Origin of the sequence: Stenotrophomonas sp. HMWF003 (genome assembly GCF_003061285.1) — a bacterium.
Classification (GTDB): domain Bacteria; phylum Pseudomonadota; class Gammaproteobacteria; order Xanthomonadales; family Xanthomonadaceae; genus Stenotrophomonas; species Stenotrophomonas maltophilia_AP.
This window is the reverse complement of sequence record NZ_QAIW01000462.1, coordinates 1,768-13,084: the sequence shown is the minus strand read 5'-3', so window position 1 is coordinate 13,084 and position 11,317 is coordinate 1,768. Positions and strand designations below refer to the sequence as shown.

At 67.8% G+C, this 11,317-nt stretch carries 7 protein-coding genes; 4 read left to right on the top strand and 3 right to left on the bottom strand.

Annotated features, from left to right (window positions below):
• Window positions 1-2,196 (top strand): PAS domain-containing hybrid sensor histidine kinase/response regulator (locus tag DBR34_RS20640; RefSeq protein WP_258224212.1); only part of this gene is annotated, 2,196 nt, incomplete at its 5' end.
• A 25-nt stretch (window positions 2,197-2,221) separates the two neighbouring features.
• On the opposite strand, the gene DBR34_RS20635 is transcribed toward DBR34_RS20640, so the two are convergent.
• From DBR34_RS20635 to acs, 3 genes are all read right to left on the bottom strand, one after another.
• Window positions 2,222-2,800: a manganese efflux pump MntP family protein gene (locus DBR34_RS20635; protein WP_128098162.1), complete on the bottom strand. Its 579-nt coding sequence runs from the start codon at window positions 2,798-2,800 to the stop codon at window positions 2,222-2,224.
• A 365-nt stretch (window positions 2,801-3,165) separates the two neighbouring features.
• Window positions 3,166-3,831: a response regulator transcription factor gene (locus tag DBR34_RS20630; RefSeq protein WP_128098161.1), complete on the bottom strand. Its 666-nt coding sequence runs from the start codon at window positions 3,829-3,831 to the stop codon at window positions 3,166-3,168.
• Between the two features lie 179 nt (window positions 3,832-4,010).
• A complete protein-coding gene (acs, locus tag DBR34_RS20625; protein ID WP_128098160.1) occupies window positions 4,011-5,954 on the bottom strand; it encodes an acetate--CoA ligase in 1,944 nt (647 codons plus the stop codon).
• A 428-nt stretch (window positions 5,955-6,382) separates the two neighbouring features.
• Here acs and DBR34_RS20620 point away from each other — a divergent pair, with 428 nt between their 5' ends.
• The 3 genes from DBR34_RS20620 to DBR34_RS20610 all read left to right on the top strand — a co-directional run bounded on the left by DBR34_RS20620 (window position 6,383) and on the right by DBR34_RS20610 (window position 11,246).
• Window positions 6,383-7,810, top strand: coding sequence for a DcaP family trimeric outer membrane transporter (locus DBR34_RS20620; protein WP_128098159.1), 1,428 nt, complete (start codon window positions 6,383-6,385; stop codon window positions 7,808-7,810).
• 93 nt (window positions 7,811-7,903) lie between these two features.
• The gene (locus DBR34_RS20615) at window positions 7,904-9,553 is read left to right on the top strand and encodes an MFS transporter (RefSeq protein ID WP_128098158.1); all 1,650 of its coding nucleotides are present in this window, start codon (window positions 7,904-7,906) and stop codon (window positions 9,551-9,553) included.
• Window positions 9,554-9,830: 277 nt separating this feature from the next.
• On the top strand, window positions 9,831-11,246 hold the full coding sequence (locus DBR34_RS20610) for a coniferyl aldehyde dehydrogenase (protein WP_128098157.1): 1,416 nt from the start codon (window positions 9,831-9,833) through the stop codon (window positions 11,244-11,246).
• The last annotated feature ends 71 nt before the right edge of the window (window positions 11,247-11,317 follow it).

Sequence of the window (11,317 nt, the reverse complement as noted above, 5' to 3'; positions counted from 1 at the left end):
GGGCTGATCGGCGGCCTGTACTGGCGCGGGGCCAGCCGCCGAGGCGTGGAGGTGGGCATGCTGCTCGGCTTTGCCACCTGGGTGTACACGCTGCTGCTGCCGGCGCTGACCCATGCCGGCTGGATGGACGCGGCATGGCTGGTGCAGGGGCCGTTCGGCATCGACTGGCTGCGGCCGCAGCGCCTGTTCGGCATGAGCGGCTGGGACCCGCTGACCCATGGCACGTTCTGGTCGTTGCTGGTCAATGCCGCGGCGATGCTGCTGGTGTCGGTGCGCTGGCGCCCGGGCGTGGACGAACGCCTGCGTGCGGCGCCGTTCCTGGACCCGTATGCGCAGCGGCCGTCGGTGGCCGGGGCGTGGCCGGGCCATGTGCACGTGGAAGACCTGCTGGCACTGGCCTCGCGCGTGGTCGGCGACCGCCATGCGCGGCGCTCGTTCTTCGAGCAGGCCCAGTCGATGGGCCGCGAGCTGCAGGCGTCCGCGCCGGCCGACCGGGCCTGGGTGCAGTTCACCGAGCGCCTGCTGGCCGCCTCGATCGGCGCGGCCTCGGCGCGGCTGCTGCTGACCAGCCTGCTGCGGGGTTCGGGCATGGACCTGGGCGAAGTGGTGGCGGTGCTGGACGAAGCCGGCCAGGAGCTCCGCTTCAACCGCGAGATCCTGTCCACCACGCTGGAAAACATCAGCGCCGGGGTCAGCGTGGTCGACCCGGACATGCGCCTGACCGCGTGGAACCGCCGCTACCAGCAGATGTTCGGCTACCCCGACGGCATGCTGTACGTGGGCCGCCCGGTGGCCGACCTGATCCGCTACAACGCCGAACGCGGCGAGCTGGGCGAGGGCGACATCGACGTGCAGATCAACCGACGCATCGGCTACATGCGCGCCGGTTCGCCGCACATCTTCGAGCGCACCCGCAGCGACGGCAAGGTGATCGAAATGCGCGGCCAGGCATTGCCCGGCGGCGGCTATGTCACCAGCTACAACGACATCACCGATTACAAGCACGCCGAAAAAGCGCTGCTGGAAGCCAACGAAACCCTGGAACAGCGCGTGGCCGAGCGCTCGCACGAAGCCGAGGTGGCGCAGCAGTCCAAGACGCGCTTCCTGGCGGCGATCAGCCACGACGTACTGCAGCCGCTGAACGCGGCGCGGCTGTTCGCCTCCGCGCTGCGCGAGAGCCACCACAACAACGAAGAGCAGCGCCACCTGGCCGAGCGCGTGGATGCCTCGCTGCGCGCCGCCGAGGAGCTGCTGGACGGCCTGCTGGACGTGTCGCGGCTGGACGCGGGCGGCCTGCACCCGGTGATCGGCGATTTCGACGTGAGCGTGCTGATGCGCGAGCTGGCCGCGCAGTACTCGCCGGTGGCGGCCGGTCGCGGGCTGCGCCTGGACCTGTTCGCGCGCCCGGCCTGGATCCGCAGCGACCGCCGGCTGCTGCGCCGGGTGCTGCAGAACTTCCTGGCCAACGCGTTGCGCTACACGCGGCAGGGCCGGATCGTGCTGGCGGTGCGCCACCGTGGCAACGAGGTGGAACTGCAGGTCTGGGATACCGGGCCGGGCATTCCCGAGCACCACATGCAGCAGATCTTCGACGAGTTCCACCGCTACCAGCAGCCCTTCGACTGGGGCGAGCAGGGGCTGGGGCTGGGCCTGTCGATCTGCCAGCGCATCTCGCGCCTGCTCGACCACCGGCTCAATGCACGCAGCCGGGTGGGAAGCGGCAGCATGTTCTCGATCATGCTGCCGCGGGTGGATGCGCCGGTGCTGCCGCAGTCGGCCCTGGCCTCGCCGACGCCCGCCCCGACCCGCACCGATTCCCTGGCCGGCATGCGCGTGCTGTGCGTGGACAACGACCAGGAAATCCTGGACGGCATGCGCGCGCTGCTCGGACGGTGGGGAGTGGAGGTGATCACCGCCAGCACCGTGGACCAGGCGCTGGAGAAAGTGGACCTGCATCCGGACGTGATGCTGGTGGATTACCACCTGCACGACCGGCTGGATGGCCTGGACACGCTGGTGGCGCTGCGCGACAAGGCCGGGCGTGCGATTCCCGGTGCGTTGCTGACCGCCGACGGGCGCGACGAGTTGAAGCGGATGGCGCGCGAGCGCGGCTACCGGTTGCTGACCAAGCCGATCAAGCCGGCCTCGCTGCGCGCCTTCCTGGCCGCCTTCCACGCGCCGCGCGGGGACATGTAGCCGCGCGGCGGTGGGGCCCGGCGCATCAGCCCATGGCGCCGCTGAGGTGTTCGTACAGGATGGTCGAGCCGATGATGATCAGGATCAGGCCGCCGATGATCTCGGCGCGCTTGCCGACCATGTTGCCCAGCACGCGGCCGAGCATGACCCCGGCGGTGACCATGGTGAAGGTGCACAGGCCGATCACCAGCGCCATCACGCCGATGTGGACATCCAGGAAGGCCAGGCCGATGCCGACCGCCATCGCATCGATGCTGGTGGCAAAGCCGGTGACCGCCAGGCGCCAGAAACCGTGGTGTTTGCTGGTGTCTTCGTCCTCGGCACCATCATCGGGGCGGATGCCGTTGATGATCATGTGCACGCCCAACGCGCCGAGCAGGCCGAAGGCGATCCAGTGGTCGAACGCTTCGACGTACTGCAGGGCGGCGCGACCCAGCAACCAGCCGATCACCGGCGTAATGCCTTCGATGACACCGAAAATGAGGCCGGCGCGGAGCGCATCGGGGAAGCGTGGCTTGCGCATGGCCGCGCCTTTGCCGATCGCCGCAGCGAAGGCATCGGTGGACATGGCAAAGCCGATCAGCAGGATCGAAAGGGGGGACATTGGGGTACACGGCAGGTCGGGCGATTGCGAGCAACGGACCGCGAACGCGCCCAACCTGTCGTTGCGCACGCGGACCGCTGGTCTCGCCAACCACGATGGCTACCCGCACCACGGCGCACTGGCCGAGTATGTTGATGCGGGCGATTCCTGCAGCAGGAATCCGGCTACTCCCCAAGGGGACGCGAAGCTTAGCACCGGGTCCGCCGGAACGAGCATTTGCCGGCAATTGCGCAGGCAACGCTGGCTTTCATAGCCCCGGCTATAAGCGGGGGCGGGTAGAGCCGACCGTTGGTCGGCTGCGCGGCCTGATCGGGCTGTGCAGCCGACCAACGGTCGGCTCTACGCCACCGATCCGGGCGGTGCCCTCACTCCTCTTCCGGCGGCAACACGATCTGTTCGTCGTCGATGGCCAGCTTGCCGGCCATCAGCACGGCCTGGGTGCGGTTGGTCACGCCCAGCTTGCGCAGGATCGCGGTGACGTGGGCCTTGATCGTCGCCTCGGACACGTTGAGGTCATAGGCGATCTGCTTGTTGAGCCGGCCGGCGCCCAGCATCTGCAGCACGCGGAACTGCTGCGGGGTGAGTTCGCGCAGGCGCTGGCCGATCTCGCGCTCCTCGCGCCCGGTGGGCGGCACGTTGTGCGCTTCCGGCGGGGCCCAGGTTTCGCCATCGAGGATGGTGCCCAGCGCATGGCCGATGGTGTCCGAATCGGCGGATTTGGGAATGAACCCGAACGCGCCATGGTCCAGCGCACGCCGCATCACCGTGGGTTCCTCGCGTGCGGACACCACCACCACCGGCAGCTGCGGGTGCAGGGCGCGCATGTGCACCAGGGCATTGAAGCCCTGCGCACCGGGCATGTTGAGGTCCATCAGCACCAGGTCGGCGTCGGTGTGCTGGTCGGCCAGCTGGTACAGCGCTTCCACGCTGTCGGCTTCGAACAGCTGCACGCCGGGAATGACGCGTTGCACGGCCCCGCGAAGGGCTTCCCGGAACAGCGGGTGGTCGTCGGCAATCAGGAGGGTAGGCATGGTGGGGGCCATGTTGCGAAAGGGGTAACACGCTGAAACGGAACGAGTGTATCGAGACGACAGCCCCCTGAGTCAGGGGGCGGCCGCGTAGCGGCGGGGGTGTGGGTGATGGTGAGAAGGGGCCCACGGTCCACTTGCGGACCGTGGGAGCGACAGCGCGAATGCGATGGGGCGACCCCTCACTTCACTTTGCGCTCTTCCACCAGCGAGGCCACCACCGACGGATCGGCCAGGGTCGAGGTGTCACCCAGCTGGTCCGGCGCGTTCTCGGCGATCTTGCGCAGGATGCGGCGCATGATCTTGCCCGAGCGCGTCTTGGGCAGGCCCGGTGCCCACTGCAGGTGGTCGGGCGCGGCGATCGGTCCGATCTCCTTGCGCACCCAGGCGATCAGTTCCTTGTGCAGTTCATCGCTCGGTGTTTCCTCGGCGATCAGGGTGACATAGGCATAGATGCCCTGGCCCTTGATGTCATGCGGGAAACCGACCACGGCCGCCTCGGCCACCTTCGGGTGCGAGACCAGCGCGCTTTCCACTTCGGCGGTGCCGATGCGGTGGCCGGACACGTTGATCACATCGTCCACGCGGCCGGTGATCCAGTAGTAGCCGTCTTCATCGCGACGGCAGCCGTCGCCGGTGAAGTAGCTGCCCGGGTAGGTGCGGAAATACGTGTCGATGAAGCGCTGGTGGTCGCCGTACACGCTGCGCATCTGGCCCGGCCACGAATCGCGGATGATCAGGTTGCCTTCGGTGGGGCCGTCCTGGATCTCGCCCTCTGCATTGACCAGCGCCGGCTGCACGCCGAAGAAGGGCAGGGTGGCCGACCCCGGCTTGAGGTCCACCGCACCGGGCAGCGGCGAAATCAGGATGCCGCCGGTTTCGGTCTGCCACCAGGTATCCACGATCGGGCAGCGGCTGTCGCCTACCACCTCGTAGTACCAGCGCCAGGCTTCGGGATTGATCGGCTCGCCGACACTGCCCAGCAGGCGCAGCGATGCACGCGAGGTGCGCTTCACCGGCGCTTCGCCCTCCCGCATCAACGCGCGGATGGCGGTGGGCGCAGTGTAGAAGATGGTCACCTGGTGCTTGTCGATCACCTCCCAGAACCGCGAGGTGTTCGGGAAGTTCGGCACGCCTTCGAACATCAGCGAGGTGGCGCCGTTGGCCAGCGGCCCGTACACGATGTAGCTGTGGCCGGTGACCCAGCCCACGTCGGCGGTGCACCAGTAGATGTCGTCCTCGCGCAGGTCGAACACCGCTTCATGGGTGTAGGACGCATACAGCAGGTAGCCGGCGGTGGTGTGCAGCACGCCCTTGGGCTTGCCGGTGGACCCGGAGGTGTACAGGATGAACAGCGGGTCTTCGGCGTTCATGCGCTCCGGTTCGCACTGCGCCGGCTGCGCGTCCACCACGTCATGGAACCAGCGGTCGCGCGGGGCCTGCATGTCCACCGCGCCGCCGGTGTGGCGGACCACCAGCACGGTCTCCACGGTGGTGGTGCCGGGCAGCTTCAGCGCCGCATCCACGTTGGCCTTGAGCGGAATCCTGCGGCCACCGCGCAGGCCTTCGTCGGCCGTGATGATCAGCTTGCTGGCGCAGTCGATCACGCGGTCGGCGATCGAGTTCGGCGCAAAGCCGCCAAACACCACCGAGTGCACCGCGCCGATGCGCGCACAGGCGAGCATGGCCACGGCGGCATCGACGATCATCGGCAGGTAGATGGTGACCCGGTCGCCCTTCTGCACGCCCAGGTTGCGCAGTGCATTGCCCAGCCGGCACACGCGCTCGTACAGCTCGCGGTAGGTGACGCCCTGCGACGGTGCATCCGGGCTGTCCGGTTCGAACAGCAGCGCCACCTTGTCGCCGCGCTGCGCGAGCTGGCGGTCCAGGCAGTTGACGCTGGCGTTGAGCTCGCCGTCCTCGAACCACTTGATGCGGAAATCGTCGAGGTTGTAGCTGACGTTCTTGATCGTGGTCGGCGACTTGAACCATTCCAGGCGCTGCGCGGCCTTGCCCCAGAAAGCATCCGGGTGCTCGATCGATTCACGGTAAAGCGTTTCGTACGTGTTCTTGTCAATGCGCGCCTTGGCGGAAAAATCCGCCTTGACGGGGTAAAGATCGGCCATGGCACCCTCACTTGCAACAGGACTTGGGTTGTGCGATCGCAACATAAGCTGCGATCTCTCACCCTCAGTTTGCCGCATCCACCCCCCTTCGCGGTGACTGGGTGCTTAGACCATGGTCGAACGCGGTGGCGTGCCACCGTAGGTCGTGCGGGGTGGTGTGCCGAGCCGTCGGGGCGCCCGTCGCGGGCGATTCGGCAGGGCTGTTCGCTGGTGGGCTTTGGGGTGGGGGATGAAAAGCGTGCCGACCAACGGTCGGTACCTGCCCAGGTGCCTGCGTCACCTGGCGTCCGCCTGCGGCGTCCGGGTCGTGCTCGCCCAACGGGCGAGTACGACTAATGGCCAATAGCCGGTGCGGGCGCGGCGGCCCCACTGTCGGCTCGACCGTGCCCAGCGCGGCGTTCGCATTGCCACCCGGGAGAGAGGGCAACATGAGCCACCGTTTACTGAAGACGACACGCCGGCCGTTGGCGGCCGCCCTGTTCGTTGCATTGATCGCACCAGGCGTCGCATTCGCCGATACCGCCAAAGAGAAGGCGCTGGAAGCACGCATCGCCGAGCTGGAGCGCCAGGTGCAGATGCTGGTCAGTACCAGCCAGCAGCAACAGACCCAGATCAGCCAGGCGCAGACCGACGTCACCGCGGTGAAGACCGTGCAGGCCCAGCAGCCGCTGGCGGCGCAGGTGCCGGCCGGCAAGCAGCCGATCCAGGTCACCACCATTACCCCGGGCGCCGCGCCGGGCACCACGGTCAAGATCGGTGGCTTCATCAAGGCCGACTTCCTGGCCACCCAGACCGGCGATGGCCAGCTGGCCGACGACGCCACCGGCCGCGCGCTGTACCTGCCGGGCCAGACCCCGGTGGCCGGTGCCGGCGGCAGCGGCGAGCGCTCGGACGTGGACTACAACGCCCACGCCAAGTTCTCGCGCTTCAACCTGGGCATCGACAACGTCAGCGAAGGCGGCAACAAGGCCGGCGCGTTCTTCGAGATGGATTTCTTCGGCAACTCGCTGGGCAACCAGACCGCCACCAATACCTACGGCGTGACCCTGCGCCATGCGTACATGTACTGGAACAACTGGCTGGCCGGCCAGACCTGGTCCAACTTCATGGACGCCGCGTCGCTACCGGAAGCCGCCGACTTCGTCGGACCCACCGACGGCGTGCTGTTCGTGCGCCAGGCGCAGATCCGCTACACCCAGGGCGGCTTCAGCGTCGCGCTGGAAAACCCGGAAACCACCGTGCTCACCGGCACCCGCAACCCGATCACCGGGGCGTGGACCAACGTGTCCAGCAACTCCGACCGCGGCGCGCTGCCCGACCTGACCCTGCGTTACGGCTGGAAGGGCGATTGGGGCACCTTCGGCGTGGGCGGCGTGGTGCGCCAGCTGCAGATCGACAACCAGGCCACCGGCGCCAAGGCCGACAAGATCGGCGGCGGCCTGACCCTGGGCGGCAAGTGGGTGATGGGCAGCAGCGACACGCTGCATTACCAGGTCAGTGGCGGCGAAGGCATCGCCCGCTACGTAGGCCTGGGCGTCACCGCCGACACCGCCTACGACATTGCCCGCGACGAGCTCAACCCGACCGGCGTACTGGCCGGCTACGTGGGCTGGCGCCATGCCTTTACCCCGAAGCTGCGCACCAACCTGATCTACGCGCGAAGCGACTACGACAACGACGGCAGCCTGGGACCGCTGGTGACCAAGAGCGTGCAGAGCATCCGCGGCAACGTCTTCTACACGCCGATGCCCAAGGTCGATATCGGTGCCGAGTACATGTACGGCGTGCGCGAGATCGAGGACGGGCGCAAGGGCGACATCAACCGCCTGCAGTTCACCACGAAGTACAGCTTCTAAAAAATGCGTGCCGACCCACGGTCGGCACCGACAAGAAACCACCAACACTGCGATTGCCGGCCAACGGTCGGCACTACCGAGGGGATGCTTCCCATGTCAACGACACCCGCACCAGCCACGCTTACCCAGGGACACAAGAAGGTCATCTTCGCGTCCAGCCTGGGGACGGTCTTCGAGTGGTACGACTTCTTCCTGTACGGCTCGCTGGCGGCGATCATCGCCAAGCAGTTCTTCAGTGGCGTCAACGAAACCACGGGCATGATCTTCGCCCTGCTGGCCTTCGCCGCCGGCTTCTTCGTGCGTCCGTTCGGCGCGGCGTTCTTCGGCAGCCTCGGCGACCGCATCGGCCGCAAATACACCTTCCTGGTCACGATCCTGATCATGGGCATCTCGACCTTCCTGGTCGGCGTGCTGCCCAACTATGCGTCGATCGGGTTTGCCGCGCCGGTGATCCTGATCATCCTGCGCCTGGCCCAGGGCCTGGCGATGGGCGGCGAGTACGGTGGCGCGGCCACCTACGTGGCCGAGCATGCACCGGCCGACAAGCGTGGCCTGTACACCAGCTTCATCCAGTGCACCGCGACGCTGGGCCTGTTCATGTCGCTGCTGATCATCCTCGCCTGCCGCTACTTCCTGGGCAACGAAGCCTTTGAAGCCTGGGGCTGGCGCATTCCGTTCCTGGTGTCCATCGTCCTGCTGGGCGTGTCGGTGTGGATCCGCCTGCAGCTGAGCGAGTCGCCGCTGTTCCAGCAGATGAAGGCCGAAGGCAAGGGCTCCAAGACCCCGTTCCGTGACAGCCTCAAGGGCGGCAACCTCAAGCTGATGCTGCTGGTGCTGCTGGGTGCTGCGGCCGGCCAGGCCGTGGTGTGGTACGGCGGCCAGTTCTACGCGCTGTTCTTCCTGAGCAGCATGCTCAAGGTCGACGCCACCACCTCCTACCTGCTGATCGCCGCCGCGCTTGCCCTCGGCGTGCCGTTCTTCATCTTCTTCGGCTGGCTGTCCGACCGTATCGGCCGCAAGAAGATCATCCTGGCCGGCTGCCTGCTGGCCGCCGTCACCTACATCCCGATCTTCAAGGGCCTGACCCACTTCGCCAACCCGGCCATCGAAGAAGCCCGCACCAACTCGCCGGCGCTGGTCGTGGCCGATCCGAACACCTGCTCGTTCCAGTTCGATCCGGTCGGCATGCGCAAGTTCACCAGCTCCTGCGACGTGGCCACCGCTGCGCTGACCAAGGCTGGCGTGCCGTATGAAGTGAAGCCGACGGGCGCCGGTTCGCTGGCCGTCATCAACGTGGGCAGTGCCACGGTCACCTCCTACGAGGCGGCCGGGCTGACCAAGGAAGAGGGCAAGGGCAAGGCCGATGCGTTCGGGGCCGAGCTGAAGACCGCGCTCACCACCGCCGGTTATCCGGCCAAGGCCGACAACGCACGCGTCAACATCCCCGGCACGATCTTCATGCTGTGGCTGCTGGTGCTGTACGTGACCATGGTCTACGGCCCGATTGCCGCCTACCTGGTCGAGCTGTTCCCGACCCGCATCCGCTACACCTCGATGTCGCTGCCGTACCACATCGGCAACGGCTGGTTCGGTGGCTTCCTGCCGGCGATTTCCTTCGCGCTGGTGGCCGGTACCGGCAACCTCTACTACGGCCTGTGGTACCCGATCATCATCGCCCTGATGACGGTCGTGGTGGGCGGCCTGTTCCTGCGCGAAACGCGTGGGGTGGATATCACCAAGTAACGGTGCGCCACACAGAATGAAGAAGGGGCCGCGATGCAGATCGCGGCCCTTTTCGTTCCCGGTAGTGCCGGCCGCTGGCCGGCAACCACGCACACCCTTCCGAAGGCGACGTACTGTCGGCCGCTGGCCGGCAACCACGCACACCCTTCCGAAGGCGACGTACTGCCGGCCGCTGGCCGGTTCTCCATGCGCTTTCGGAGACACGTGCGAGGCTGCCGGCCAGCGGCCGGCACTACCGGTGACACGCGCTCACGCAGCGTCCAGCTATAGTCGGCCCATGAGTGACGCCCATACCGATCCCGCCGCGCTGCCCGCGATCCTGCACACCCTGCGCGCGGCCTGGCAGGCCAACCGCCCATCGCTGGACCAGCGCCGCGACGACCTGCAGCGCCTGCGCGCAGCGTTGAAGGCACGCCTGCCGCAGATGGCCGACGCCATCTCGGCCGACTTCGGCCACCGCTCCCCCCACGAATCCATGATCGCCGACGGCATGACCGTGCTCGGCGAGATCGACCACCTGCTCAAGCACCTGCGCCGCTGGGCGCGCCCGCGCCGGGTCGGGGTGGGCTGGCGGTTCTGGCCGGCGCGCGCGCAGACCCGCGCGGTGCCGCTGGGCGTGGTTGGCGTGATCTCGCCGTGGAATTACCCGGTCAACCTGGCGCTGATTCCGCTGGCCACCGCCATTGCCGCCGGCAACCACGTCATCCTCAAGCCGTCCGAACACACGCCGCGTACCAGCGCGTTCCTGCAGGCGCTGCTGGCCGAGGTGTTTCCCGCCGACCGCGTGGCGGTGGTGCAGGGCGACGGTGCGTTGGCCAGTGCGCTGGCAGGCTCGCCGCTGGACCACCTGGTGTTCACCGGCTCCACCGCCATCGGCCGCAAGGTCATGGCCGCCGCGGCCCAGCACCTCACGCCGCTGACCCTCGAGCTGGGCGGCAAGTCACCGGCCATCGTCTGCAGCGACTACCCGCTGGACAAGGCCGCCGCACGCTTGGCCACCGGCAAGTGGTTCAACGCCGGCCAGACCTGCATCGCCCCGGATTACGTGCTCATCGATGGCGCCCGCCAGCGCGAGCTGGTGCAGCAGCTGCAGACCCAAGTGCGCACGCGCTACGGCGATTTCAGCGATGCCACCGACTACACGCGGATCATCCATGAGGGCCAGTACCAGCGGCTGCGCGGGTACCTGGACCAGGCCCGCGCACGTGGCGTGCCGGTGATCGAGCTGGCCACGGTGGATCCCGAGCGCGCCGTGCGCGAACGCCTGATCGTGCCGACCATCGTGCTCGACCCGCCGGCCGACCTGGACCTGATGCAGGAGGAAATCTTCGGCCCGATCCTGCCGGTCTGTGCGTATCCCAGCCTGGACGCCGCCCTGGCCGAGGTGCAGGGCCGCGACCGGCCGCTGGCGTTGTACGTCTTCAGCCAGGACAACCGCACGGTCGAACGTGTGCTCGGGCAGGTGGTGGCCGGCGGCATCACCGTCAACGACACCCTGCTGCACTTCGCCATCAACGACCTGCCGTTCGGCGGCGTCGGCCCCAGCGGCATGGGCGCCTACCACGGCCGCGCCGGCTTCGACGGGCTCAGCAAGCAGCTGCCGATCCTGTGGCAGTCGCGCTGGGCCGCCAGCGACCTGCTCAAACCGCCGTATTCGAAGATCGCCGGGATGCTGAAGGCGCTGGTGCGCTGACCCGCAGCCGGTTGCGCCGCCCCGCAGCGGACGAGGTCAGCGCGAGGACCGGCCTTGGTGGAACCACGCGT

What these genes read in the sequence shown, in the direction of transcription:
- acs (WP_128098160.1), bottom strand. Translation starts at nt 5,954, where the DNA reads ATGGCCGATCTTTACCCCGTCAAGGCGGATTTTTCCGCCAAGGCGCGC.
- DBR34_RS20620 (WP_128098159.1), top strand. Translation starts at nt 6,383, where the DNA reads ATGAGCCACCGTTTACTGAAGACGACACGCCGGCCGTTGGCGGCCGCC.
- DBR34_RS20615 (WP_128098158.1), top strand. Translation starts at nt 7,904, where the DNA reads ATGTCAACGACACCCGCACCAGCCACGCTTACCCAGGGACACAAGAAG.
- DBR34_RS20635 (WP_128098162.1), bottom strand. Translation starts at nt 2,800, where the DNA reads ATGTCCCCCCTTTCGATCCTGCTGATCGGCTTTGCCATGTCCACCGAT.
- DBR34_RS20630 (WP_128098161.1), bottom strand. Translation starts at nt 3,831, where the DNA reads ATGCCTACCCTCCTGATTGCCGACGACCACCCGCTGTTCCGGGAAGCC.
- DBR34_RS20610 (WP_128098157.1), top strand. Translation starts at nt 9,831, where the DNA reads ATGAGTGACGCCCATACCGATCCCGCCGCGCTGCCCGCGATCCTGCAC.